Origin of the sequence: Bartonella vinsonii subsp. arupensis OK-94-513, from assembly GCF_000278235.1 — a bacterium.
Lineage (GTDB): Bacteria > Pseudomonadota > Alphaproteobacteria > Rhizobiales > Rhizobiaceae > Bartonella > Bartonella arupensis.
The window spans coordinates 407,978-434,904 of the sequence record NZ_JH725038.1; the positions used below are offsets into that span (position 1 = coordinate 407,978).

The 26,927-nt window shown below is 39.7% G+C and carries 18 protein-coding genes and 4 tRNA genes; 20 read left to right on the top strand and 2 right to left on the bottom strand.

Annotated elements, in window-relative coordinates; genetic code table 11:
• The first annotated feature begins 92 nt into the window (after nt 1-92).
• Together lon and ME1_RS06895 are read left to right on the top strand one after the other, a co-directional pair.
• The gene (gene lon, locus ME1_RS06890; protein WP_004864919.1) at nt 93-2,516 is read left to right on the top strand and encodes an endopeptidase La; all 2,424 of its coding nucleotides are present in this window, start codon (nt 93-95) and stop codon (nt 2,514-2,516) included.
• A gap of 231 nt (nt 2,517-2,747) precedes the next feature.
• On the top strand, nt 2,748-3,026 hold the full coding sequence (locus ME1_RS06895; protein WP_004864920.1) for an HU family DNA-binding protein: 279 nt from the start codon (nt 2,748-2,750) through the stop codon (nt 3,024-3,026).
• An 862-nt stretch (nt 3,027-3,888) separates the two neighbouring features.
• Here ME1_RS06895 and trmFO read toward each other — a convergent pair.
• Nucleotides 3,889-5,301: a methylenetetrahydrofolate--tRNA-(uracil(54)-C(5))-methyltransferase (FADH(2)-oxidizing) TrmFO gene (gene trmFO, locus ME1_RS06900; protein ID WP_004864921.1), complete on the bottom strand. Its 1,413-nt coding sequence runs from the start codon at nt 5,299-5,301 to the stop codon at nt 3,889-3,891.
• Between the two features lie 164 nt (nt 5,302-5,465).
• Here trmFO and ME1_RS06905 point away from each other — a divergent pair.
• From ME1_RS06905 to ME1_RS06930, 6 genes are all read left to right on the top strand, one after another.
• Nucleotides 5,466-5,548: transfer RNA gene (locus ME1_RS06905), tRNA-Leu, on the top strand.
• Nucleotides 5,549-5,679: 131 nt separating this feature from the next.
• Nucleotides 5,680-7,107, top strand: coding sequence for a trigger factor (gene tig / locus ME1_RS06910; protein WP_004864922.1), 1,428 nt, complete (start codon nt 5,680-5,682; stop codon nt 7,105-7,107).
• A gap of 129 nt (nt 7,108-7,236) precedes the next feature.
• Nucleotides 7,237-8,739, top strand: coding sequence for an Asp-tRNA(Asn)/Glu-tRNA(Gln) amidotransferase subunit GatB (gene gatB / locus ME1_RS06915; protein ID WP_004864923.1), 1,503 nt, complete (start codon nt 7,237-7,239; stop codon nt 8,737-8,739).
• 185 nt (nt 8,740-8,924) lie between these two features.
• Complete coding sequence (locus tag ME1_RS06920; RefSeq protein ID WP_004864924.1) at nt 8,925-9,323, top strand: NADH:ubiquinone oxidoreductase subunit NDUFA12; 399 nt, start codon at nt 8,925-8,927, stop codon at nt 9,321-9,323.
• 136 nt (nt 9,324-9,459) lie between these two features.
• Complete coding sequence (locus tag ME1_RS06925; protein ID WP_051017876.1) at nt 9,460-9,816, top strand: DUF2155 domain-containing protein; 357 nt, start codon at nt 9,460-9,462, stop codon at nt 9,814-9,816.
• A gap of 564 nt (nt 9,817-10,380) precedes the next feature.
• A complete protein-coding gene (locus ME1_RS06930) occupies nt 10,381-11,121 on the top strand; it encodes a rhomboid family intramembrane serine protease (protein ID WP_004864926.1) in 741 nt (246 codons plus the stop codon).
• Here the strand turns inward: ME1_RS06930 and ME1_RS06935 are convergent.
• Nucleotides 11,111-11,941, bottom strand: coding sequence for a TrmH family RNA methyltransferase (locus tag ME1_RS06935; RefSeq protein ID WP_004864927.1), 831 nt, complete (start codon nt 11,939-11,941; stop codon nt 11,111-11,113). The genes ME1_RS06930 and ME1_RS06935 overlap by 11 nt on opposite strands.
• Before the next feature lie 203 nt (nt 11,942-12,144).
• Between ME1_RS06935 and ME1_RS06940 the strand changes: the two genes are divergently transcribed.
• The 12 genes from ME1_RS06940 to rpoC all read left to right on the top strand — a co-directional run bounded on the left by ME1_RS06940 (nt 12,145) and on the right by rpoC (nt 26,236).
• Nucleotides 12,145-12,228 (top strand) — tRNA-Tyr (locus tag ME1_RS06940).
• Between the two features lie 30 nt (nt 12,229-12,258).
• Nucleotides 12,259-12,332, top strand: a tRNA-Gly gene (locus ME1_RS06945).
• A gap of 169 nt (nt 12,333-12,501) precedes the next feature.
• On the top strand, nt 12,502-13,677 hold the full coding sequence (gene tuf / locus ME1_RS06950) for an elongation factor Tu (protein ID WP_004861849.1): 1,176 nt from the start codon (nt 12,502-12,504) through the stop codon (nt 13,675-13,677).
• A 56-nt stretch (nt 13,678-13,733) separates the two neighbouring features.
• Nucleotides 13,734-13,809 (top strand) — tRNA-Trp (locus ME1_RS06955).
• A gap of 209 nt (nt 13,810-14,018) precedes the next feature.
• Nucleotides 14,019-14,231: a preprotein translocase subunit SecE gene (gene secE / locus ME1_RS06960; protein WP_004864928.1), complete on the top strand. Its 213-nt coding sequence runs from the start codon at nt 14,019-14,021 to the stop codon at nt 14,229-14,231.
• A 20-nt stretch (nt 14,232-14,251) separates the two neighbouring features.
• Nucleotides 14,252-14,782 carry a transcription termination/antitermination protein NusG gene (nusG, locus tag ME1_RS06965; protein ID WP_004864929.1) on the top strand — a complete coding sequence of 177 codons (531 nt, stop codon included), beginning with the start codon at nt 14,252-14,254 and terminating at the stop codon, nt 14,780-14,782.
• 149 nt (nt 14,783-14,931) lie between these two features.
• Nucleotides 14,932-15,360 (top strand): 50S ribosomal protein L11, encoded by a 429-nt coding sequence (gene rplK, locus ME1_RS06970; RefSeq protein ID WP_004864930.1) that lies wholly within the window; start codon nt 14,932-14,934, stop codon nt 15,358-15,360.
• Nucleotides 15,361-15,364: 4 nt separating this feature from the next.
• Nucleotides 15,365-16,063, top strand: a complete 699-nt coding sequence (rplA, locus tag ME1_RS06975) for a 50S ribosomal protein L1 (RefSeq protein ID WP_004864931.1) — start codon at nt 15,365-15,367, stop codon at nt 16,061-16,063.
• 364 nt (nt 16,064-16,427) lie between these two features.
• Nucleotides 16,428-16,946, top strand: a complete 519-nt coding sequence (rplJ, locus tag ME1_RS06980; RefSeq protein WP_004864932.1) for a 50S ribosomal protein L10 — start codon at nt 16,428-16,430, stop codon at nt 16,944-16,946.
• Nucleotides 16,947-17,046: 100 nt separating this feature from the next.
• Entirely contained in the window at nt 17,047-17,418 is a 372-nt protein-coding gene (gene rplL, locus ME1_RS06985) for a 50S ribosomal protein L7/L12 (RefSeq protein WP_004864933.1), read from the top strand.
• A gap of 283 nt (nt 17,419-17,701) precedes the next feature.
• Entirely contained in the window at nt 17,702-21,850 is a 4,149-nt protein-coding gene (gene rpoB, locus ME1_RS06990; RefSeq protein ID WP_004864934.1) for a DNA-directed RNA polymerase subunit beta, read from the top strand.
• A gap of 174 nt (nt 21,851-22,024) precedes the next feature.
• Nucleotides 22,025-26,236 carry a DNA-directed RNA polymerase subunit beta' gene (rpoC, locus tag ME1_RS06995; RefSeq protein ID WP_004864935.1) on the top strand — a complete coding sequence of 1,404 codons (4,212 nt, stop codon included), beginning with the start codon at nt 22,025-22,027 and terminating at the stop codon, nt 26,234-26,236.
• Nucleotides 26,237-26,927 lie beyond the last annotated feature (691 nt).

Genomic DNA, 26,927 nt, shown 5'->3' on the forward strand with positions numbered 1-26,927 from the left:
TCGCAGTTACCACTTCATGTATTGTAGAAAGTTGAGGTTTCTAAGGGTGGGTTTGTGTAGTGGATAGATTATAGGCTCCAGAAAGGAGAGTTATGCAATATATTGATGAAAAGACAGATGAAGTAAAAGAGGGGTTTTATGCTGTTTTACCTCTTCGTGATATTGTTGTTTTCCCACATATGATTGTTCCGCTTTTTGTGGGCCGAGAAAAATCGATTCGTGCTCTTGAAGAAACAATGGCGGTTGATAAACAGATACTTTTAGTCACACAAAAAAATGCTTCTGATGATGATCCAAAATCAGAAGATATTTATGATATTGGTACGTTTGCAAATATTCTTCAACTTTTAAAGCTTCCTGATGGAACTGTAAAGGTCTTGGTTGAAGGCACCGCACGTGCAAAAATTAGCCAATTTGCTGCACATGAAGATTATCATCAGGCTTATGCTTTTGCTACAGAAGAGTCGAGAGAGAATGATGTTGAGATTGAAGCTCTTTCAAGGTCGGTAATTTCTTATTTTGAGAATTATGTAAAACTTAATAAAAAGATTTCTCCTGAAGTTATCAATGCTATTGGACAGATTGATAATCCTTCTAAGCTTGCTGATACTATAGCTTCTCATTTAATGATTAAACTTTCAGAAAAGCAGGAAATATTGGAGCTATTACCTATACGAGATCGCCTTGAACGTGTTCTTTCTTTCATGGAAGGGGAAATTTCTGTTTTGCAGGTTGAAAAGCGTATTCGCTCGCATGTTAAACGGCAAATGGAAAAAAACCAACGAGAATATTATCTCAATGAGCAGATGAAGGCTATTCAGAAAGAGTTGGGAGCGGGTGATGATAGCCGTGATGAGCTTTCTGAATTAGAAGAACGCATCAAGAAGACAAAACTTTCGAAGGAAGCGCACGAAAAAGCTGGAGCAGAATTGAGAAAATTACGGAATATGTCCCCTATGTCTGCGGAGGCGACAGTTGTACGTAACTATCTTGATTGGCTATTAGCCATGCCTTGGGGCAAAAAATCAAAGATTAAAAACAATTTAGACTTTGCTGAAAAAGTCATGAATAATGAGCATTTTGGTCTTGAAAAGGTCAAGGAACGCATTATCGAGTATTTAGCAGTACAAAGTCGTGCCTCGAAGATAAAAGGTCCTATCATTTGTTTATTGGGACCTCCTGGTGTCGGGAAAACGTCACTAGCACGCTCTATTGCAAAAGCGACGGGGCGTGAATATGTTCGTATTTCCTTAGGAGGGGTGCGGGATGAAGCAGAAATTCGCGGGCATCGTCGGACGTATATTGGCTCTATGCCCGGAAAAATTATTCAGTCTATGAAAAAAGCTAAAAAATCGAATCCGCTTTTTTTACTTGATGAAATTGATAAAATGGGTCAGGATTTTCGTGGAGATCCTTCATCAGCTTTATTAGAAGTGCTTGATCCTGAACAAAATGGTACATTTATTGATCACTATTTGGAAGTAGAATATGATCTTTCTGATGTCATGTTTATTACAACTGCAAATACGCTTAATATTCCAGGGCCGTTATTGGATAGAATGGAAATTATTCGTATTGCTGGCTATACAGAGTGTGAGAAAATAGAGATCGTTAAGCAGCATCTTTTACCAAAAGCATTGAAAGATCATTGTTTGACTAAAAAAGAATTTAGTGTTTCTGAAGATGCTATAAAGTCTATTATTCAATTTTACACACGTGAAGCGGGAGTTCGTAACCTTGAGCGTGAATTAATGAAAGTCGCACGTAAATCAGTGACAAGAATTCTTAAAACGCAGCAAAAATCTATAAAGATTACAGAAGATAATATTGATGATTTCCTAGGGGTTAAACGTTATCACTACAACCAGATTGAAGGAGAAAATCAAATTGGTGTTGTGACAGGCCTTGCGTGGACAGAGGTTGGTGGAGAGCTCTTGACCATTGAAGGTGTTATGATGTCAGGTAAAGGTAAGATGACTGTAACTGGAAATTTGCGTGATATCATGAAAGAGTCAATTTCCGCGGCAGCATCTTATGTACGTTTTCGTGCTGTTGATTTTGGTATTGAACCTCCACTTTTTGATAAACGTGATATCCATGTTCATGTTCCAGAGGGTGCTACACCAAAAGATGGGCCATCGGCAGGGATTGCGATGGTAACGGCAATTGTTTCAGTCTTAACAGGAATAGCAGTACATAAAGATATTGCAATGACCGGTGAAATTACTTTACGTGGGCGGGTTTTACCGATTGGGGGATTAAAAGAAAAATTACTGGCAGCTCTTCGAGGAGGAATAAAAAAAGTACTTATTCCAGAAGAGAATGCAAAAGATTTGGTTGATATTCCCGATGATGTCAAAAATAATATGGAAATTATTCCAGTAAACCATGTGAGTGAAGTTCTTAAGCATGCTTTGGTTCATTTTCCTGAACCTATTGAATGGACAGAACCGTCCACAGTAGCTGTACCTCTTAGGACAGAAACTGATAGTGAAGGAATACAGATTGCGCACTGATTCATTTATCTCATTTAAAACAGCATTTTTAAAGCAGCAGAAGGGTTTTTGTGGTTGTTTTTCTATTTATTTTGAAAAAAAAGTAAAAAATTCCGTGAATAACTGTGATTATTGCTAAAAAAACAATGTTTTGGATGAAAATAAGACTTCAGTTTGCTGTACTTTTCAATAAACTGCTCAATAACACGATTAAGTTGTGTTATTCGGTAACATAGGGAAAGGAAATGTTTCATGAATAAAAGTGAATTGATTAACTCCGTTGCTGAAAAGGCGGGTGTTTCGAAGGCGCAAGCTGGCTCTGCTGTCGACGCTTTTATCGCTTCTGTAACAGAGGCTTTGGCTTCGGGGGGAGATGTTCGTCTTCCAGGTTTTGGTTCTTTTGAAGTTTCTCACCGTGCCGCTACAAAGGGGCGTAATCCTTCAACTGGTGCTGAAATTAATATTCCAGCGCGTTCTGTGCCTAAATTTTCTGCAGGAAAAAGTCTTAAAGAAGCTGTTAATAAAAAGTAATTTGAAGAGCCCTAAAAAAACCCGCTTATAGATAAAATCGGGTTTTTTTAGAGGCATGTTTTCACATGGGAAGTTGTAGCATGTGCCTAAATTGCATGTTGCGTGGTGTTTTTTGAAGAGACATGGTTTAGTTTTGTATTGCGAATTTACAGGCTTATTTTTATAGAAACTTCTCTCAGTGTCTCTAGGTGTATTTAATGATGGTATAGAGTAAAAGCCATTGGGCATCACCATCTTGACGCTTATAAAAGAGCAATTAGCACCTCATTATATTTACTGGCTCCCAATATCGCGCAGCTCTTGTATTAAGGTGGTTTACAAAAGGTATCTTTACCCTTTTCTTCTGTGGTTTTTCCCCATATGCTAATTCTGCGTGTGACGCGCAAGAGAATGGTTTTTATCAATTCATGGCTTAGGTTAGGAATGAGCCAAACTCATAATGTCTGAGACTCTCATTGAACATGCAAAACGATAAATTATCGTTTATAAATTTATGCGTTATAGTAAAAATGAGATGTGTTTATTTCAGTTTTTTTCATAAAATATGTATTTTTATAGTTTGTATGAAGTGTAAAAATTGAATTTAGTTTTGTTATGCTGAGACACTACCGTGTTTTTGCAAAGTAAAAAATGATGACAGTGATTAAAAAACCATTCTTATTAGAGCTTGGTGTATGTTTAATTGCCTTATTTGAGGTAGTGTATTTCATGTCATTTTTTAAATGAGTGGGATATATTTTAATTTTTTACGGTAATGGAATAGAGCGTGGTGTTTATGAAGTGCGATAGTCAGTATTACAAAAGACTCTAGGATGATTTTGCATGAAAGTTATTGAGATACATTGAACAGAGAGTGCGTTTTTTATAGAAAAGAGCTGTTTTGCTCTTTCTCTGCTAGCCATTGAATACAATCATTGAGAGCTCTAGCAGTTATAGCTTGTTTTTTTGCTAATTTTTTTTCTTTGCTTGGCAAGCGTTTTCCCAAGTGTTTCATAGGTTCGACAGGGGGGAAAAGTCCAAAATTGATATTCATTGGTTGAAAGGATTGTTTTTCTGATTCTTCAGCCACGATGTGTCCACCCGTAATATGGTTTAAAAGAGCTCCAAATGCTGTAGTTGATGGCGGTAGGCAAAAGCAGTCATTATTATATTCAGCAGCGGCAAAACGCCCAGCAAGAAGCCCTATTGCAGATGATTCTACATAACCTTCACATCCGGTAATTTGTCCTGCAAAACGCAGCTGAGGTCTTTGTTTCAAACGAAGCGTTTGATCAAGAATGATGGGGGAATTTAGGTAAGTATTGCGGTGAAGTCCACCAAGGCGTGCAAATTCAGCTTTTTCAAGACCAGGGATCATTCTAAAAATACGAGCTTGTTCTCCATGTTTCAGTTTAGTTTGAAAACCAACCATATTATAAAGGGTTCCAAGTTTATTGTCTTGGCGTAATTGGACGACGGCGTAAGGTTTAACTGTGGGATGATGAGCATTGGTTAATCCCATCGGTTTCATAGGGCCATGTCTGAGGGTTTCAAGTCCACGCTCAGCCATAATTTCAATTGGTAGGCATCCATCAAAATAGGGAGTTTTTTCAAAGTCACGGAATTCAGTTTTTTCCGCATTTTTTAACGCTTGAACAAAGGTTTCATATTGTTCTTTATTGAGAGGACAATTAAGATAATCTTTTCCTGTTCCCTCTGGCCCGATTTTATCATAGCGAGATTGATACCAACAAATATCCATATCAATACTGTCAGTATAGATAATAGGAGCAATAGCATCAAAAAAAGAAAGTGCTTCGGTTCCAGTTATTGCTTGTATTGCTTGAGCTAGTGCTGGTGAGGTAAGGGGACCTGTTGCAATGATAATATGATGCCAATCTTCAGGGAACTCTTGAATTTCTTCACGTTCTATCGTTATAAGAGGATGATTCTCAAGTTCTAGTGTAACAGCTTTGGAAAATCCATCGCGGTCAACGGCAAGGGCACTCCCCGCAGGAACCTTATTGGCATCAGCGGCTTTCATAATGAGGGATTTTGCCAATCGCATTTCGGTATGTAAAAGTCCTACGGCATTTGTTGATGAATCATCAGAACGGAATGAATTTGAACAGACCAGTTCTGCAAGTTTATCAGTTTTATGGGCATCAGATTTCTTATGAGGCCGCATTTCATGCAAAATAACGGGGATTCCTGATTGAGCAATTTGCCAGCATGCTTCACTGCCCGCTAGACCACCACCGATGATATGAATTGGAGTATTGAATGTATTTGACATAACTTACTTTTAGCGGAAGCAGTTCTGTATGGGAAGCATAGATTTTTTTATAATTTTATAAGAATGAGGCATATTTGGTTTTTTTAATATATTTATTTGCTTTTTTTCTTTAATTAATGCTATAGAAACGCCGCTTGTATAAGGTTATTGGCTTGTAAGTTTGAGCGGATGTGGCGAAATTGGTAGACGCACCAGATTTAGGTTCTGGCGGGAGACCGTGGGGGTTCGAGTCCCTCCATCCGCACCAAAGGAATTTCTTGAGCACTAAGAACTTCTATGTGTCTAGAATTCCGCTTTATGGTGATTTAACACTCAAGTGTTAGAATGGTAGTATTATCAGAGTGATATCCACTCTCCTCAGAAAATAAAGGTTGTTTCATGCAGGTTACCGAGACGCTTAATGAAGGACTGAAGCGCGAAATTAAGATCGTGGTTCCAGCGAGAGATTTAGAAGAAAAGTTAAATGAACGGTTAGATGATACCAAGGGTAAGATCAAGCTTAATGGTTTTCGTCCCGGTAAGGTACCAGCTGGATACCTACGAAAAATGTACGGTAAGTCTTTTATGGCGGAAATTCTCAATGAGATTGTCAATGATGCACCACATTCTATTTTAGCTGATCGAGATGAACGTTCGGCGATGCAGCCGCAAATTGATATAGATGAAGATGAACAAATTCTGGATGGTAAAGCTGATTTTGTTTTTCGTTTAAAATATGAAGTTTTGCCAAAGTTTGAAATTAAGGATTTTGAACATATTGAAGTCACCCGTGAAATTGCGGCTATTCCTGAACAAGAGATTGATGATCAGATAAAGCGGGTTCTTTCTTCTACACGTAATTATTCATTAAAAGATGGTCTTTCTGAAGAAGGTGATCGTATTACAATCGATTATCTTGGTAAGCTTGAAGGAGTTCCATTTGAGGGTGGGGCAGATAGTGATGCACAATTAGTTCTTGGGTCAAAACAGTTTATTCCTGGTTTTGAGGATCAATTGATTGGTGTGAAAGCAGGAGATGCCAAAACAATTTCTGTTAAATTTCCTGATAATTACAATGCAGTGCATTTGGCTGGTAAAGATGCGGATTTTGAGATCACTGTTAAAGCTGTCTCTAAGCCGGATGAGTTAAAGATTGATGATGAGGCAGCGCAAAAAGTTGGTTTAGAATCTCTAGATCGCTTGCGTGAAGTTGTTCGTGGACAGATTGAAAGTCAATATGGCTCAATGACACGTCAAAAAATTAAGCGTCAAATTCTTGATGCTTTAGATGCTGATTATAATTTTGAGATTCCTGAAGGACTTTTAGAAATCGAATTTAACAATATATGGGCTCAGGTTAATGACGATTTAAAAAAGGCTGGGCGCAGTTTTGAAGATGAAGGTGTTACAGAGGAACAGGCGCGCGAGGAATATCGGGTACTTGCACAGCGCCGTGTGCGTCTTGGTTTAGTGCTTTCTGAAATTGGATTGAAGGTTGGTGTTAAAGTAAGTGAGGATGAGCTAAAAGCTGCGGTTTTTGATCAGGTTCGCCAATATCCTGGGCAAGAGAAAGAAATTATGGATTTTTTCCGTAAGACTCCGGAGGCCGTTGCGAATTTACGCGCTCCCATTTTTGAAGAAAAAGTCATTGATCATTTGCTGTCACGGATAAAAGTTACAGATAAAGAAGTAACCGTTGAAGAGCTCATGAAGGAATATGACGAAACAGATTTAACAGAAAAAAAGCCGGTAAAGAAAAAATCTGAAATAAAAGAAAAAGGTTCTGAGAAGGTTCCAGCGAAAAAGAAAGCGCCCAAAAAAGGTTAATATTTACATTCACAGAAAAAGCCCGATAAAATCGGGCTTTTTTTATGAGAACAATATTCTAAGCTTGCACTCAGAGTGATTTTAGATTAGCCATCAGATATATTTGGAAACATTGATAGTGGATTAGCAATGAATATCGTTGATACGCGTACTCCTGATTCTAAACGTTTCATTTCTGGCGTTACAGGTGATTGGGAAGTCATCATTGGCATGGAGGTTCATGCTCAGATCATATCAAATTCAAAACTCTTTTCAGGTGCGTCAACGAAATTTGGTGCTGAGCCAAATCATAATGTTTCGCTTATTGATGCTGCCATGCCTGGTATGTTACCTGTTATTAATCAAGAATGTGTCTGTCAAGCCGTTAGAACGGGTTTGGGATTAAAGGCAAAAATTAATTTAAAATCTGTTTTTGATCGTAAGAATTATTTCTATCCAGATTTACCGCAGGGATATCAAATTTCTCAATTCCATTATCCAATTGTAGGAGAGGGGAAAATTGTTATATCTGTTGGTCCAGATTCGAAAGGTCAGTTTGAGGACATTGAAATCGGGATTGAGAGATTACACCTTGAGCAGGATGCCGGAAAGTCGATGCATGATCAACATCCAACAATGTCTTTTGTAGATCTTAATCGTTCTGGTATTGCTCTTATGGAAATTGTTTCCAAACCAGATATGCGCTCATCAGATGAAGCCAAAGCCTATATGACTAAATTGCGTACGATTGTCCGTTATTTGGGGACCTGTGACGGCAATATGGATGAAGGATCTATGCGTGCGGATGTTAACGTATCAGTTCGTCGTCCTGGAGAGAGTTTTGGAACGCGCTGTGAAATTAAAAATGTTAATTCTATTCGTTTCATTGGCCAAGCGATAGAGTATGAAGCACGTCGTCAGATTGCAATTTTAGAAGATGGCGGTACAATAGACCAAGAAACGCGACTTTTTGATGCCGCTAAAGGTGAAACGCGGTCTATGCGCTCAAAGGAGGAAGCGCATGACTATCGTTATTTTCCTGATCCAGATCTTTTACCGTTGGAATTTGATCAGGCCTTTGTTGATGCTTTGGCAGCGGAATTACCAGAATTACCAGATGAGATAAAAGCACGTTTTGTCAAAGAAATGGGGTTGACTGTGTATGATGCTTCCGTTCTTGTGACAGAAAAGGCCATTGCTGATTATTTTGAAGAAGTAGCACGGGGGCGTGATGGAAAAATTGTTGCCAATTGGGTGATTAATGATCTTTTGGGTGCTTTAAATAAAGATAATCGTGGGATTGAAGAGACGCCAGTGTCACCAAAGCAATTAGGGGATATTATCGACCTTATCAAAGAAGGAACAATTTCTGGAAAAATTGCCAAAGATCTTTTTGAGATTATTTGGAATGAGGGGGGAGAACCGCGTCAGATTGTAGAAGAGCGCAATATGAAGCAGGTAACGGATACAAAGGCTATTGAGCAGGCCGTTGATGAAATTATTGCCAAGAATTCTGAGAAAGTTATGCAAGCAAAACAAAAGCCTGCTTTAGCTGGTTGGTTTGTTGGACAAGTCATGAAAGTGACGGAAGGAAAGGCAAATCCTCAAACTGTTAATGAATTGGTTAGGGTAAAACTTGGTTTAGAAGATTAAGTTTTATAGAATAGAGAAAAGCTCATAGATATGATGTTTTCTAGTTAAGGGATATGAATGAGCCTCTCAAATGAAGAGGTAATTGATTTTTACCAGTAAGATTTTGTTTTTGTTCATTTAAGATGTCATGAATATTTGTTCCAACGATTGATTTCGTAAGTATATTAGAAGAGATAAAAGAGAAGATGGCTAGTTTTTTGAAGCAAATCTTTACATGGTGGAGTGGAAATACCATAAACACACGCTTTTTTACGTGGTGGAAAGGTAAGCGTATAGGGGAAGATCAGTTTGGAAATATTTATTACGAGGGGGGCATTCATAAAGATGGATACCCACGCCGTTGGGTCATTTATAAAGATTATTCTGAAGCTTCTACTATTCCACCGGGATGGCATGGCTGGATTCATCATCGCTGTGAGTGTCCACCGACACAGGAGGATTATAAAGCGTATGAATGGGAAAAGCCTCATGTTGCAAATATGACAGGGACAAGTGAAGCTTATCGACCAAAGGGAGCTATCACTTACAGCGGTGGACATCCTTGTGTACATGAAGATTATGATGCATGGTCACCTAAAAAGTAAAATATTTTAATGTGTGTGTATTTTTCTTATTTTGCACTATCTTGTGGTTAGAATTGTTTTTTAGATGTGATTAATTTGATGTGATGAGAGTTTTTTTAAAGTGTTAGGATTAAGCCGCTTTTTTTGTCTTTTATTCATGGCAGTAGTCGTGGTTATGTCCTCTGCTGGTGGAGTGCAGGCAGAACGTATTAGCAATGGTATTGCTGTTTTTGCAGGTCTTGATAAAATTACTGGTCGGACCACGCGTTTTGAAGTTTCGCTTGGTAAAGTTTATCAATATGGTGCTTTGCAGGTGATGCCGCGGGCGTGCTATACAAGTTCTAAGGATGAGCCAACCCGTACAACCGGATTTATTGAAGTTAATGAGGTAACATTAGATAAAAAGATACGGCGTATTTTTACAGGATGGATGTTTGCAGATAGCCCTGGTTTAAATGCTGTAGAACATCCTATTTATGATGTTTGGTTAAAAGACTGTAAGCAGTCTTCATAAGGGCTGTGCTACTTTAATAGCCTCATTTTATACATGATGTATTGAAATTAAGTTTAAAATTAATAAAGTTTTCTCACGATAACTTTTAAAACTATAGTGTTTAGATATTGAAGTTAAAGGCTTGTTGATGTTTTTGGATTTCATTGGCAAGGTGTCTATCTTATTTTTATATCGATTTTCATGGGGGTGCTCGCTATCAAATTGGTGAATTGTAAGATATCATTCTATACAAAGAAAGCACCAATGAATAGAGAGAGATTTTTTGATTGAGAAATAACCGATTAACGATGTGGTTATTGATACCATAAAAGTTTCAGATAACTTAAACGATCCCATTTCATTTAGTATGGTACGGAATTTTGTAGATAATATTCTTCATACCCAGTTCTTTTTAAGATATTTTATATTTAAGACAAATATTTTTACGGAGAGATATTTAGCCTTTAGGAAAGAGAATCGAAGAAGATACCAAGTTTAAAATCCCTCACTATCAAGACTGATGTTTTGCGCAAAGAGCTCTTAATTCTTCAGAGATTATGAGATTTATTCAATAAGGTTTTTATAATGAAAAATATTGATTATCAATTTAGGAATGCTTCGTTTTTGCCGAAACAACCTCGAGAACCATTATTGAATGTTCCTTTCACTGTAGTTGTTTTGATAGCGCTCTGTTTTTGTATTTATTTTATACACCAGTATTTTTTTTCTGATCAGTTCTATATTAGAAGTCTTGGATTTTTTTCATTTACCCCCGTGCTATTCAAGGCAGAGCCTTTAATATTTTTTCATAGCATGATTAGTTATTCATTTATGCATGGTAGTATGAAACATGTCACTCTTAATATGGCTTGGCTTTTGATTTTTGGGACTCCTTTGGTAAGACAGTTTGGTGGGATACGCTTTTTGATTTTTTGGGCATTAACAGCAATGATAGCTGCTTTGACTTATTTTGTCTTTCATCAAGAGAGTGTGATATCGCTTGTTGGCGCATCAGGTGCAGTATCTGGAATGATGGGTGCTATTGCGCGTTATGGTTTTCCTCTGATTTATTTAAGAAGCAATATACACAATGAAAGACTTTTAGGTTCTTTATTGTCTCTCAAACAAGCACTCTGTTCAAAGGAGGTACTTATTTACGTCAGCATATGGCTGGGTGTTGATCTTATCATGGGCATTTCCTCTTTTCTGTTTGAAGGAGATGGTATTTCAATAGCGTGGGAGGCTCATATTGGTGGGTTTTTTGCGGGCTTTTTGTTGATTGGTTTTTTTGATATTTCGCAGAAAAAATGTAACACTACGATCTAAGATACTTATGCGCTGCATAAAGCGCGATTGTTGCGGCGTTTGAAACATTGAGTGATTTAATATTTCCAGGCATATCAAGACGTGTTAATGCGCAAACGGTTTCTCGTGTTTTTTTACGGAGGCCTTTGCCTTCTGCTCCTAAAACAAGAGCAATTTTATTTCCTGTTAATGCTGTTTCTAAAGGAAGTCCACCTTCTGAATCGAGGCCAAAGCTTATAAAACCTGCTTTATGAAGTTCTTGGAGTGCTTCGGCAAGGTTTCGTACGGTGATATAATTAATCAGCTCTAAAGCTCCAGATGCAGCTTTAGCAAGAACTCCGCTTTCTTGGGGAGAGTGGCGATAAGTGGTGATAAGAGCCTCAGCTTTAAATGCAACGGCAGAGCGCATAATAGCACCGACATTATGGGGATCAGTAATTTGATCCATTATGATGACAAGATCGGTATTTGTGAGTTCAGACAATTGGCATGGTTTGAGGGGAGCAGTTTCCACAACAATACCTTGATGAACTGCATCACTGCCAACGAGCGTATCGAGTTGTTTGGGTGAACATAATGTAACAGGACAAGGTAAGTCTGATTCGGGTATGTCTAATCGTTTTAAGGCATTTAGTGTAGCATAGAGACATCCGAAAATTCTTTTTGGGTTTTTTAAAGCAGCGCGAACCGAATGGATGCCATAAAGATAGATTTTTCCTTGTTGCGGGGAAACAGCTTCCTTTTTCAGATAAGTGGCCGAGCGAGAATGTGAGCCTTTTGTATCACGATATCGGCGACGTAAACGAGCATAATGAGAATTTTTTGATATTTTTTCTTTCATAGCTTGTTTATAGCGTATTCATAGCAAAAAAAGATAGAAAAAAGCTGTGATTTAAAATTATTAGCAGGAAATTTGTACAGAATCGTATTTATTCTGTTGACAGAGACGATAGTAATCGTCATAACCGCCCCGCAACCTGTTGAATTGAATAGGTGATCAAAGTATTGTAGTGATGCCTTATCGTACAACTTTGCTGGTGTAATGGAGGGGTGCCCGAGTGGTTAAAGGGGGCGGACTGTAAATCCGTTGCGTATGCTACGTTGGTTCGAATCCAACCCCCTCCACCATTCATCGAAGGAGAGTTAGTACGTATAGTTGCGGGTATAGCTCAATGGTAGAGCAGCAGCCTTCCAAGCTGAATATGCGGGTTCGATTCCCGCTACCCGCTCCAAACAGTTGTTAATGACTGGGGAGTAACTATGATGGGGAGTTTTTCCATCATAACATTGGGCAGGGTTTTCTGTCTAAGAGTTGTAATGGTCAGACTGTTATGTAAACCCAGTTTAATTCGGTTCTGCAGTCCTGTTTCTAGGTGCTAACAAAATAAGAGATTGATAGCGATGGCAAAGAGCAAATTTGAACGTACGAAGCCACATGTTAATATCGGAACAATTGGTCACGTTGATCATGGCAAGACGTCATTAACAGCAGCGATTACGAAATATTTTGGTGAATTTAAAGCGTATGACCAAATTGATGCGGCACCAGAAGAAAGAGCGCGTGGGATTACTATTTCTACGGCACATGTTGAGTATGAAACAGAGAGCCGGCACTATGCGCACGTTGATTGCCCAGGTCACGCGGATTATGTGAAAAACATGATCACAGGGGCAGCACAAATGGATGGAGCGATTTTGGTTGTCTCTGCTGCGGATGGTCCTATGCCTCAGACACGTGAGCATATTTTGCTTGCGCGCCAAGTTGGTGTTCCAGCGATTGTTGTTTTTCTTAATAAGGTTGATCAGGTTGATGATGCTGAGCTTCTGGAGCTTGTTGAGCTTGAAGTTCGTGAACTCTTGTCAAAATATGATTTCCCAGGAGATGATATCCCAGTGGTTAAGGGGTCTGCATTGGCAGCTCTTGAAGATAAAGATAAAAGCATTGGAGAAGATGCGGTTCGTCTTTTGATGAGTGAAGTTGATAATTACATCCCAACACCAGAGCGTCCTGTTGATCAGCCGTTTTTGATGCCGATTGAAGATGTTTTTTCGATTTCTGGACGCGGTACGGTTGTAACTGGTCGTGTTGAGCGTGGTATTATTAAAGTTGGCGAAGAAATCGAGATTATAGGTATTCGTCCTACTTCAAAGACGACGGTTACCGGCGTTGAAATGTTCCGCAAGCTTTTAGATCAAGGTCAAGCTGGTGATAACATTGGCGCTCTTCTTCGTGGAGTTGATCGCGAAGGGATTGAGCGTGGACAGGTTCTTGCGAAGCCTGGATCAGTTACTCCTCATACGCGCTTTAAAGCAGAAGCTTACATCTTAACGAAAGATGAAGGTGGTCGTCATACACCGTTTTTCACGAATTATCGTCCTCAATTTTACTTCCGTACAACGGATGTGACGGGGATAGTAACGCTTCCAGAAGGAACAGAAATGGTTATGCCTGGAGATAATGTTGCGATGGATGTTTCTTTGATAGTTCCGATTGCCATGGAAGAAAAGCTTCGTTTTGCTATTCGCGAAGGTGGTCGTACTGTTGGTGCTGGTATCGTTTCTAAGATCATTGAGTAAGGAATGGTTATTGATAAAACGTCTTTGTTGTAAAAGGCGTTTTGGTTTTAAGAATTAGGGGTATAGCTCAGTTGGTAGAGCGGCGGTCTCCAAAACCGCAGGTCGCGGGTTCAAGCCCTGCTGCCCCTGCCAAAGGAGAGTGGAATTTTATCTGTAAGGAGGTGGATTTTAAACTGCCTTCTTCGCTTTTTTTTGTATGGGGCTTGTTTTTTTGTGTATGAATCGGTATTGAATAGAGAATGAGGAAGTTGCATAAAGCTGGAGGGTGGCTTTTCGTACTTTTATCGTATTTATTTTATTGTATAAATCACAATAAAGCTAGAAAGAATATAGTGTGACTGATGGCATCTAAAACCAATCCAATTACCTTTTTAAAGCAGGTCTATGCAGAAACAGTTAAGGTGAAATGGCCTACACGTCGTGAGACCGTGATATCTACTGTTATGGTGCTGTTAGTGACGGCATTTGCTTCAGTTTTCTTTTTTATTGTGGATCAGATTGTGCATTTTGGTGTTTGGCAGGGTATTGATCTTCTAAAATATCTTTTTAGTTGAGAGTGCAAGGAAGTGTGACTGTGGCTGCTCGTTGGTATATTGTTCAAGCATATTCAAATTTCGAAAAGAAGGTAGCGGAAGCTATTGAAAAGGAGATAAAGCAAAAAGGGCTTGATCATCTCTTTGAAAAAATTTTTGTTCCAACGGAGCGCGTTGTGGAAATTCGCCGTGGGCGTAAGGTCGATGCTGAGCGGAAGTTTTTTCCTGGTTATGTTCTCATTCGTGCTGAATTGACAGATGAAGTTTATCATCTCATTAAGAATACACCTAAAGTGACAGGTTTTTTAGGGTCGGATGCACGTCCTATTCCCATTTCTGATCGGGAGGTTGAGCAGATTCTGAAACAAGTTCAGGAGGGAGGAGAGTCTCCAAAATCTTCTGTATTGTTTGAGGTTGGGGAGCAGGTTCGCGTTGCTGATGGTCCTTTTGTTTCGTTTAATGGTATTGTTCAAGAGGTTGAAGAAGAGCGTTCTCGCCTTAAAGTAGAGGTTTTAATTTTTGGGCGTCCTACGCCCGTTGATTTGGAGTTTGGTCAGGTTGAAAAACTCTGATGAGCTTAGAGTGATTTTATTCGCTTTGAGTAACTAGTGGGAGGTGAATTATGGCATTTGTCGGCTTGATGATCCGAACCACTCAACTGCAGAAAGGTGGCGGGCAGTATGAATTGTTCGCATGCTAGTGAAATTGAAGGCAGATTATTATGGCAAAAAAAAGTATAGGGCAGCTTAAATTGCAGGTTCCTGCGGGAGCTGCTACTCCATCTCCCCCGATTGGTCCAGCTCTTGGGCAGCGTGGTATTAATATCATGGAATTCTGTAAGGCATTTAATGCAGCTACGCAGGAAATGGAAAAAGGCGCACCGATTCCGGTAGTTATCACTTATTATCAAGATAAGTCTTTTACATTTTCTTTAAAGACACCTCCTGTGTCGTTTTTCTTGAAGAAGGAAGCGAATTTGAAATCTGGTTCAAAAGAGCCTGGTAAAGTGTCTGTAGGGAGCATCTCTCGTGATAAAGTTCGTTCAATTGCAGAAGCAAAGATGAAGGATCTTAACGCGAATGACATTGATTCAGCGATGCGCATGGTTGAAGGTTCTGCTCGCTCTATGGGCTTGGAAGTGGTGGGTTAATGTTATGACAAAATTAGCAAAGAGAATAAAAAATATCCGCAAAGATATTAATTTTAATGAACTTTACGCTTTAAAAGATGCAGTTTCGATGGTTAAAGAGCGTGCAGTTGCTAAATTTGATGAAACAATTGAGATTTCAATGAACTTAGGCGTTGATCCTCGTCATGCCGATCAAATGGTTCGTGGTGTTGCTCATTTACCTAATGGAACAGGGCGGAATATTCGTGTTGCTGTTTTTGCACGTGGGGATAAGGCTGAGGAAGCTAAAGCTGCTGGTGCTGACATTGTGGGAGCTGAAGATTTGTTTGAGAGCGTTAACGGTGGAACGATTGATTTTGATCGTTGTATTGCAACACCAGATATGATGCCTCTAGTTGGTCGTCTTGGTAAGATTCTTGGTCCACGCAGTTTAATGCCGAATCCGAAAGTTGGTACTGTGACACTTGATGTTGCTGGTGCGGTCAAAGCTTCTAAGGGTGGAGCTGTTGAGTTTCGTGTTGAAAAAGCTGGTATTGTGCATGCTGGTATTGGAAAGGCTTCTTTTGGTGTTGAAAAGATAGTGGAAAATATTAAAGCTTTTGCAAGTGCTGTTATTAAAGCTAAACCGCAAGGTGCAAAAGGTGAATATGTTAAGCGCGTTGCAGTTTCTTCGACTATGGGTGTTGGGGTTAAAGTCGATCCTGCAACTGTTCGTTCAGAGTAAGTCTAAACCGGATTTGTAATTTTATTTTGGGGTATATAAATATCAAGATTGTGTTTAGAATGTCGATTTTTCGGCATTTATCTATCTGAGCTTTATCGAGCTTGGGTTATACCGGGAGCAATTCCGGAATATCCTGTCCGAGATTGTGGGTGATACCATTTGAGGTATCTTAATCGAGAAAACCCGCATGAGACTGGGGTAAAAACTGAGAGTTAAAAGACTTAAAGGGTTTGAGCCAAGGTTGCCTTTGATCGCTTAGCGTGAAAAAGGGGACAGGATCCTCATCGATAACATAAAGTATTTTATGTTATCAAAGGTAACCAACAGGTTTGTTTTAAATAAATCTGTTAAATGGAGAGAAACAGTGAATAGAGCGGAAAAACGCGAATTTGTTACATGGCTTAACGAGGCTTTTCGGAAGTCTGGTTCTGTTGTTGTTGCACATTATTCTGGTCTGACAGTTTCACAGATGAACGATCTTCGTTCAAAAATGGGTGAAGCTGGCGGTGCCATTAAAGTCGCCAAAAACCGTCTTGCTAAAATCGCTCTTCAGGGCACGGAATCTGAATCGCTAGTGGATTTGTTTATTGGGCAAACACTTATTGCTTATTCAGAAGATCCAATTACAGCGCCGAAAGTTGCTGTTGATTTTGCTAAAAACAATGACAAATTTGTCATCCTTGGTGGTTCAATGGGTGCAACAAGTTTGAGTGTAGATGCTGTGAAGTCATTGGCTTCATTGCCCTCATTAAACGAGTTGCGGGCAAAACTTGTAGGTATGATTTCTACCCCTGCGACCCGTATTGCACAAGTTGTTAATGCACCTGCAGGTCAGGTAGCGCGTGTCATTGGAGCATATGCTCAGGAGGATAAGGCGGCTTAAGGCTGTTTTATGTTCACGTTTATGGAAAAGTTTTTATGCTTTTCTGTTTTTTTGAATAAATAAAAAATGGTTCAAATCTTTTAATTGAAGGAATTTAAAAATGGCTGATCTAGCGAAGATCGTAGAAGACCTTTCTAACCTAACCCTTTTAGAAGCTGCTGAGCTTTCTAAGTTATTGGAAGAAAAATGGGGCGTTTCAGCTGCTGCTCCTGTAGCTGTGGCTGCTGTTGCTGGTGCTGCTGCTCCAGCTGCTGAAGAAAAAACAGAATTTGATGTTATTCTTATTGAAGGTGGTGCGCAGAAAATTAATGTTATTAAAGAAGTTCGTGCACTTACTGGACTTGGTCTTAAGGAAGCTAAAGATCTGGTTGAAGGAGCACCTAAACCTATTAAAGAAGGTGCTTCTAAAGATGAAGCAGAAAAAATTAAATCTCAGCTTGAAGCTGCTGGTGCTAAAGTTGAACTTAAATAAATTTATTTTAATCGGCGGACATTTATGTTCGCCGATTTCCTTTCTCTAAAAGAGGGGAGATGATCAATGAAAACCTTTTTCCAACAGTCAAATAGCTGTAATGGATATAGGTTTTATTTTTCATTTCTTTATAGTAGAGCCAAGTGTATGGTTGGCTTATATTGTGGGGAAAATGGTGGTACTCGTTATCGGGTATTAAGTGAACTGGTCTGCATGTGCAGGTTAATGACATAAAGCTTTCAAGGTTTAGTCTACCTTGAAGAGTAAAGATCAAGGAGCGACGATGGCTCAGACCCTAGCGATGATGTCTCAATTCAATGGTCGTAAGCGCGTACGCAAATTTTTTGGTAAGATTCCTGAAGTGGCAGAGATGCCGAATCTTATTGAGGTTCAAAAAGCGTCATACGATCAGTTTCTCATGGTTGAGGAACCGAAAGGTGGACGACCAGATGAAGGTTTGCAAGCTGTTTTTAAATCGGTATTTCCTATTTCGGACTTTTCCGGTACAGCTATGCTCGAATTTGTTGGTTATGAATTTGATTCACCAAAATTTGATGTTGAAGAATGCCGTCAGCGTGATTTGACTTATGCTGCACCGTTAAAGGTGATATTACGTTTAATCGTTTTTGATATTGATGAGGATACTGGATCAAAAGATATCAAAGATATTAAAGAGCAAGGCGTTTATATGGGCGATATGCCTTTAATGACGAAGAATGGTACTTTCATCATTAATGGTACGGAGCGTGTTATTGTTTCACAGATGCATCGTTCTCCTGGTGTATTTTTTGATCATGATAAAGGAAAGTCGCATTCGTCGGGAAAATTTCTTTTTGCTGCTCGTGTTATTCCTTATCGCGGTTCTTGGCTTGATATTGAGTTTGATGCTAAGGACATTATTTATGCCCGTATTGATCGGCGGCGCAAGATTCCTGTTACGAGCCTTCTGATGGCATTAGGTATGGATGCATCAGATATTTTATCAACGTTTTATAATAAAGTCGCTTATGAGCGAGATGGGGATGGATGGCGTATTCCTTATTCTGTTGATCGCTTTAAAGGAATGAAACTTGTTTCTGACCTTGTAGATGCAGACAGTGGTGAAGTTGTTGCCGAGTCTGGTAAAAAGCTAACGCTTCGTGCAGCAAAGTCTTTAGCTGAGAAAGGTCTCAAGGCGGTTAAAGTTAGTGAAGACGATTTATTGGGATGTTATTTAGCAGAAGATATAGTCAATTATCAGACTGGTGAGATTTATCTTGAAGCTGGTGATGAAATTGATGAAAAAATATTGAAGATTTTGTCTGATGTACATGCGGATCAAATTAATATCCTTGATATTGATCACATGAATATTGGTGCTTATATCCGTAATACTTTAAAAGTGGATAAAAATGAAAGTCGGCAGGATGCGTTATTTGATATTTATCGCGTTATGCGTCCAGGTGAGCCACCAACAATGGATACAGCGGAAGCTATGTTCCATTCGTTATTTTTTGATCCAGAGCGTTATGATCTTTCAGCCGTAGGGCGTGTTAAGATGAATTTGCGTATGGAACTTGATTGTCCAGACACAGTTCGCATTTTGCGTCAAGAAGATATTCTTGCTGTTGTTAAGATGTTGGTTGAGTTGCGTGATGGTCGTGGTGAAATTGATGATATTGATAACCTTGGCAATCGTCGTGTTCGCTCAGTTGGGGAGTTAATGGAAAATCAGTATCGCATTGGTTTACTTCGTATGGAGCGAGCGATAAAAGAGCGTATGTCATCAGTTGAGATTGACACAGTCATGCCCCAGGATTTAATAAATGCAAAGCCTGCTGCAGCAGCGGTTCGAGAGTTTTTTGGATCTTCGCAATTATCGCAGTTTATGGACCAAACCAATCCTTTATCAGAAATTACCCATAAGCGCCGTCTTTCTGCTCTTGGTCCTGGTGGTTTGACCCGTGAGCGTGCAGGTTTTGAAGTGCGTGACGTGCATCCTACGCATTATGGTCGTATTTGTCCGATTGAAACGCCGGAAGGCCCTAATATTGGTTTGATTAATTCCTTAGCGACATTTGCTCGGGTTAATAAATATGGTTTTATTGAAAGTCCATATCGCAAAATTGTTGATGGTAAAGTAACAACGGAAGTTATTTATCTGTCTGCTATGGAAGAATCAAAGCATTATGTAGCTCAAGCCAATTCGTCATTGGATGCTGAAGGGCGCTTTACAGAAGAATTTGTTGTTTGCCGTCATGCAGGAGAAGTTTTGATGGCACCACGGGATCATGTGGATTTAATGGATGTTTCACCAAAACAGTTGGTCTCGGTAGCAGCAGCTCTTATTCCATTTTTGGAAAATGATGATGCAAATCGTGCGTTGATGGGATCAAACATGCAGCGTCAGGCAGTTCCACTTGTACGTGCTGAAGCACCGTTTGTTGGTACGGGTATGGAATCCGTTGTTGCTCGTGATTCAGGCGCAGCCGTTAGTGCAAAGCGTGGTGGTATTGTTGACCAAGTTGATGCAACCCGTATTGTTATCCGTGCGACAGAAGATTTAGATCCTTCAAAGTCTGGCGTTGATATCTATCGTTTGCAGAAGTTTCAACGTTCCAATCAATCTACCTGTATTAATCAGCGTCCTCTCGTGCATGTGGGTGATCGAATAGAGAAGGGTGATATTATAGCAGATGGTCCGTCTACAGATCTTGGTGATTTAGCTCTTGGACGAAATGTTCTTGTAGCTTTTATGCCTTGGAATGGATACAATTATGAGGATTCCATTTTGTTATCTGAGCGCATTGTTGCTGATGATGTTTTTACCTCTATTCATATTGAGGAATTTGAAGTTGCAGCACGTGATACAAAGCTTGGGCCTGAAGAAATTACGCGTGATATTCCCAATGTTGCAGAGGAAGCGTTAAGAAATCTTGATGAAGCTGGTATCATCTATATTGGTGCAGAAGTTCAGCCTGGTGATATTTTAGTTGGCAAGATTACACCAAAGGGTGAAAGTCCCATGACGCCGGAAGAGAAGCTTCTGCGTGCCATTTTTGGGGAAAAGGCTTCAGATGTTCGTGATACTTCTATGCGAATGCCTCCTGGGACTTTTGGAACTGTTGTTGAAGTTCGTGTTTTTAACCGCCATGGTGTGGAAAAAGATGAACGTGCAATGGCCATTGAACGTGAAGAAATTGAGCGTTTAGCTAAAGATCGTGATGATGAGCAATCGATTCTTGATCGCAATGTTTATGCACGTCTTGCTGATATGTTGACAGGTAAAGTTGCTGTAGAAGGCCCCAAAGGCTTTTCAGGCAGCAAGAAGCTTGATAATACGGTGATGGGAAACTATCCGCGCTCGCAATGGTGGCACTTCGCTGTTGAAGATGAAAAGCTTCAGAATGAAATTGAGGCTTTGCGCAAGCAATATGATGAATCAAAAGAAGCGTTACAACGTCGCTTTATGGATAAAGTTGAGAAGGTTCAAAGAGGCGATGAAATGCCTCCTGGTGTCATGAAAATGGTAAAGGTTTTTGTGGCTGTAAAACGCAAAATCCAACCAGGTGACAAAATGGCAGGACGTCATGGTAATAAGGGTGTCGTATCACGTATTCTTCCCATAGAGGATATGCCGTTTCTTGAGGATGGAACCCATGCTGATATCGTATTGAATCCGCTAGGTGTGCCTAGCCGTATGAATGTTGGACAAATTCTTGAGACACATCTTGGTTGGGCATGTGCAGGGATGGGCAAGAAGATTGGCGATTTGATAGAGTTATATCAAGAGACTGGGGATATCCTTCCTTTGCGTCAGCGTATTGAGAATCTTATGCCTGATAATGATCATAATGAATCAGTGCGTCAGTATGATAATGAAAGCCTTTACAAATTGGCGCTGCAGATGAAGAAAGGCGTTTCAATCGCAACGCCTGTTTTTGATGGAGCGCATGAAGCTGATATCAATATGATGCTGGAGGATGCAGGACTAGATAGTTCAGGACAGGTTACGCTTTATGATGGCCGTACTGGAGAGCCTTTTGATCGTCCGGTGACAGTTGGGTATATTTATATGTTGAAATTGCATCACCTTGTTGATGATAAGATTCATGCGCGTTCGATTGGGCCATATTCGCTTGTTACACAGCAGCCATTGGGTGGTAAGGCACAATTTGGTGGTCAGCGTTTTGGTGAAATGGAGGTCTGGGCACTTGAAGCTTACGGTGCTGCCTATACTTTGCAAGAGATGTTGACAGTAAAATCGGATGATGTTGCTGGCCGAACGAAAGTCTATGAGGCGATTGTGCGCGGTGATGATACATTTGAAGCAGGTATACCTGAAAGTTTTAATGTGTTGGTAAAAGAGATGCGTTCACTGGCTCTTAATGTAGAACTTGATGATGCGCGCGAGCTTATTGCACAGCGGGCATTGTCTGATACAGCAGAATAATAATCAAGGAGCGCACTGGGAAAAGTGCGCTTTGATTGTCTTGAGAGACACATAAAAAACTTTTATTAAGGTAGCACAGATAGTTTAAAAAGTAGAAATGGGTTTTAAATTCAATCTGTGATAAAATTAATGAGATATTACAACAGGTTCTAAGAATCTTTGAAGGAGAACGGCATGAACCACGAGGTCATGAATCTTTTCAATCCTCAGGCGCCAGCGCAGACATTTGACTCTATTCGTATTTCCATTGCGAGCCCTGAGAAGATTTTGTCTTGGTCGTACGGTGAGATCAAGAAGCCTGAGACTATTAATTATAGGACTTTTAAACCAGAGCGTGATGGACTTTTTTGTGCACGTATATTTGGCCCTATTAAAGACTATGAGTGTTTATGCGGTAAATATAAACGCATGAAATATAAGGGCATTATCTGTGAAAAATGTGGTGTAGAGGTAACTCTTTCGCGTGTACGACGTGAGCGCATGGGGCATATTGAGCTTGCGGCACCCGTTGCACATATTTGGTTTCTTAAGTCTTTACCAGGTCGTATTTCGACACTTTTAGATTTAACCTTGAAGGATATTGAGCGGGTTCTTTATTTTGAGAATTATATTGTAACAGAACCAGGATTGACATCCCTTAAGCTCCATCAGCTTCTTTCCGAAGAAGAGTATATGCTTGCTATTGATGAGTTCGGGGAAGATCAGTTTACAGCGATGATTGGTGCTGAAGCTATTTATGAGCTCCTAGCCGGCATGGAATTAGAGAAAATCGCAAATGATTTGCGTGTCGAATTGTCTGAGACGACTTCGGAGTTAAAGCAGAAAAAGCTGATTAAAAGGCTTAAGATCGTTGAGAATTTCCTTGAATCTGGCAATAAACCAGAATGGATGATTATGAAAACGATTCCAGTCATTCCACCTGATTTACGTCCATTGGTTCCACTTGATGGTGGTCGTTTTGCGACGTCAGATCTGAATGATCTTTATAGACGTGTGATAAATCGTAATAACCGCTTGAAACGATTGATTGAGTTGCGTGCTCCTGGAATTATTGTGCGTAATGAAAAGCGTATGGTGCAAGAAGCTGTTGATGCATTATTTGATAATGGTCGGCGTGGACGTGTGATTACTGGAGCAAATAAGCGTCCACTTAAGTCTCTTTCAGATATGCTAAAGGGTAAGCAAGGTCGTTTCCGTCAAAACCTACTTGGAAAGCGTGTTGATTATTCAGGGCGTTCTGTTATTGTGACTGGTCCTGAATTAAAATTGCATCAGTGTGGTCTTCCTAAAAAAATGGCTCTCGAGTTATTTAAGCCATTTATTTACGCGCGTCTTGATGCGAAGGGCTATTCATCAACTGTAAAACAAGCAAAGAAGCTTGTTGAAAAAGAGCATCCGGAAGTTTGGGATATCTTGGACGAGGTTATCCGTGAACATCCTGTTTTGCTGAATCGTGCGCCGACATTGCACCGTTTGGGGATTCAGGCATTTGAACCTATCTTAATTGAGGGAAAAGCTATACAACTTCATCCCTTGGTATGTACTGCTTTTAATGCCGATTTTGATGGCGATCAAATGGCTGTTCACGTTCCGCTTTCTCTTGAAGCGCAGCTTGAAGCGCGTGTTTTGATGATGTCGACCAATAATATTCTTCATCCAGCCAATGGTGCACCGATTATTGTTCCATCACAAGATATGGTTCTTGGCCTTTACTATCTTTCAATTGTTTCTGAAAAAGAACCAGGTGAGGGGATGGCTTTTTCCGATATAGGTGAACTCCATCATGCCTTGGAAAATAAGGTTATAACTCTCCACACAAAGATCAAAGGCCGCGTTAACAATATAGGAAAAGATGGGAAGAAAGTTGCTAAACTTTATGAAACAACACCTGGCCGTTTGATTATTGGAGAGCTTTTGCCGAAAAATCCGAATATCTCGTTTGATATTGTCAACCAAGAAATGACTAAAAAGAACATTTCTAAAATGATTGATCAGGTTTATCGGCATTGTGGACAAAAAGAGACCGTTATTTTCTGTGATCGTATTATGCAGCTTGGTTTTTCTTATGCTTGTCGTGCAGGAATTTCGTTCGGCAAGGATGATATGGTTATCCCTGATAGTAAGTCGCGTTTGGTTGCAGAAACAGAAGCTTTGGCTAAAGAGTATGAGCAACAATATAATGATGGTTTGATTACGCAAGGTGAAAAATATAATAAAGTCGTAGATGCTTGGGGTAAATGTACGGATCGCGTTGCCGATGAAATGATGAAACGTATTCAGGCTGTTGAATTTGATCCTAAAACAGGTCGTCAACGACCAATGAATTCAATCTATATGATGTCGCATTCTGGTGCGCGTGGTTCTGCTAACCAGATGAAACAATTAGCTGGTATGCGTGGGTTAATGGCAAAGCCATCTGGTGAAATTATTGAAACACCAATCATTTCAAACTTTAAGGAAGGTCTAACCGTTAATGAATATTTTAACTCGACTCACGGTGCACGTAAGGGGCTTGCTGATACTGCATTAAAAACAGCAAACTCTGGTTATCTCACACGACGTCTTGTTGATGTTGCGCAGGATGCTATTATTTCAGCAGTTGATTGTGGTACTGCAAAAGGGCTTACTATGCAGCCGATTGTTGATGCAGGACAGATTGTTGCATCTCTTGGGCAGAGAATTCTTGGTCGCACAGCACTTGTTGATATTTTACATCCAGTCTCTGGAGAGGTTATCCTTGAAGGTGGTGCGATGATTGAGGAAGCTGATATTGCTAAGATCGAAGAAGCTGGAATTCAGTCTGTTCAAATCCGCTCTGCTTTGACATGTGAAACGCGCCTTGGTGTTTGCGCTAAATGCTATGGTCGTGATTTGGCGCGGGGGACACCTGTTAATCAGGGAGAGGCAGTTGGTGTTATTGCAGCTCAGTCCATTGGTGAACCAGGAACGCAGCTTACTATGCGGACTTTCCACTTAGGGGGAACAGCGCAGGTTGTTGATTCATCTCATTTAGAAGCATCTTATGAAGGTACAGTGGAAATTCGTAACCGCAATGTGGTTCGCAATTCTGAAGGTCATTTGGTGGTTATGGGACGTAATATGGCTATCCTTATCAAAGATGAGTCTGGTAAAGAGCGTGTGGTGCATCGTGTTAGCTATGGTGCACATATTTTTGTTGATGATGGTGATGTGGTTAAATGTGGTCAACGTATAGCGGAGTGGGATCCTTATACACGTCCAGTTTTAACGGAAGTTGAGGGCTATGTAGGTTTTGAAGATATGATTGATGGTTTATCAGTTACTGAAACAGCTGATGAATCTACGGGTATTACAAAACGTTTGGTAATTGATTGGCGTGCTAATCCGCGTGGTGCTGATTTAAAACCAGCTATTATCATCCACGCAGATAAAAAAGGTGAAACCATTGCTAAATTGTATAAGGGAGGTGAAGCTCGTTACATGATGTCAGTAGAAACCATCCTTTCTGTTGAGCCTGGTTCTCATGTTAAGGCAGGTGACGTTATTGCTCGCTTGCCAATGGAAAGTGCTAAGACAAAAGATATTACTGGTGGTCTTCCACGTGTGGCTGAGCTTTTTGAAGCACGGCGTCCAAAGGATCACGCTATTATTGCTGAGGTTAGTGGTACAATTCGATTTGGTCGTGGTTATAAAAATAAGCGTCGTATTATCATTGAACCAAATGATGAAACTCTTGAACCGGTAGAATATTTGATTCCAAAGGGGAAATTATTCCACTTCCAAGAAGGCGATCAAATTGAAAAAGGAGATTATATCCTCGATGGTAATCCAGCTCCTCATGATATCTTGGCAATTAAGGGTGTTGAAGCCTTGGCCTCTTATCTTGTTAATGAAATTCAAGAAGTTTATCGTTTGCAGGGAGTTTTAATTAATGACAAGCACATTGAGGTGATTGTTCGGCAGATGTTGCAGAAAGTTGAGATTACTGAATCTGGAGATTCTGGCTATATTCCAGGTGACAATGTTGATCGTATTGAACTTGATGAAATCAATGATAATTTAATTGCAGAAGGGAAGAGACCTGCATCTGGTACTCCTATCCTACTTGGGATTACAAAAGCGTCTCTTCAAACACCATCATTTATTTCAGCAGCATCATTTCAGGAAACAACAAGGGTGCTTACTGAGGCAGCAGTTTCTGGTAAAATTGATACTTTGCAAGGTCTTAAGGAAAATGTTATTGTCGGCCGTCTTATTCCTGCAGGGACAGGTGGTACGATTGCTCAAATCCGCCGTATCGCTGCAGTTCGTGATGATTTGATCGTAGATGAGCAGCGCAAATCTAGCAATAACGAGATGGCTAAAGCTATGTTGACAAATATGACAACTGAGGCAGTTTCTGAATAATTTAGATGCATGCTAATAAATAATATGAGAGCGCCCAATAGAGGATTTGGGCGTTTTTTTATATCTCAGAATATAGAATTTGCCATTTTCTGACAAACATTACTGCAAAATCTATAAGGAGATTATAGTTTAAAGTATTTTTGATGGGTTATTGTATTTTTTTATAATGATATTCATCTTTTCTTTTAGGTTATTTATAAAGTTTTTTTATTTATGAAGTAAGATAGAAACTTTATTTTCAATATGTTAAGATTTTGAAGATTTTTAAAATACAATCATTATCGGCAACACAACCCATAAATACAACTGATGATATATGTTTTGAGGGGTTTTGAGGGTTTTGAAGGTTTCTATTTTATAATTTTTTCATTTCATAAAATGAGTGTTTAAAAGTGCAAAGTTTCTCTTTTTAGAGTATCGCATGATAAATCATTCCTTTTAAGAGTGTACATAATCAACATAACAAGAGAGTATAGATATAAATTCCATACCCCTTGTAAGATGTGCATACCGATCATGTGAAATATGAGCATGCTTTATGAAGTCTCTTCAGTTTCTCTTAATTCCAAATTTGGTAGGTTCTTAACAATCTTCATTGTTTCTAAACTTACCGTAATAACCCTTTGGAACAATTCCAATGGATAAGCAGGGTTGCCAATGGTTTCAACAGCATAGCAATTGGCATCATTAA